The sequence below is a fragment of the Vibrio nigripulchritudo ATCC 27043 genome (assembly GCF_000222685.1).
In the GTDB taxonomy this organism is placed as follows: Bacteria; Pseudomonadota; Gammaproteobacteria; order Enterobacterales; family Vibrionaceae; genus Vibrio; species Vibrio nigripulchritudo.
Genome location: NZ_AFWJ01000251.1, coordinates 1 through 343, shown reverse-complemented (window position 1 = coordinate 343; position 343 = coordinate 1). Strand labels below are relative to the sequence as shown.

Sequence of the window (343 nt, the reverse complement as noted above, 5' to 3'; positions counted from 1 at the left end):
GAGCTACTACGGTAGTGAAGTCATTGATGCCATGCTTCCAGGAAAAGCCTCTAAGCTTCAGATTGTAAGGAATCGTACCCCAAACCGACACAGGTGGTCGGGTAGAGAATACCAAGGCGCTTGAGAGAACTCGGGTGAAGGAACTAGGCAAAATGGTACCGTAACTTCGGGAGAAGGTACGCTCTTATCGGTGAAGTCCCTCGCGGATGGAGCTGACGAGAGTCGCAGATACCAGGTGGCTGCAACTGTTTATTAAAAACACAGCACTGTGCAAAATCGTAAGATGACGTATACGGTGTGACGCCTGCCCGGTGCCGGAAGGTTAATTGATGGGGTTAGTCTT

General features: G+C 50.1%; 1 rRNA gene. It reads left to right on the top strand.

What is annotated here, in order from left to right:
- A 23S ribosomal RNA gene (locus tag RH89_RS16990) occupies positions 1 to 343 on the top strand; the annotation flags it as partial.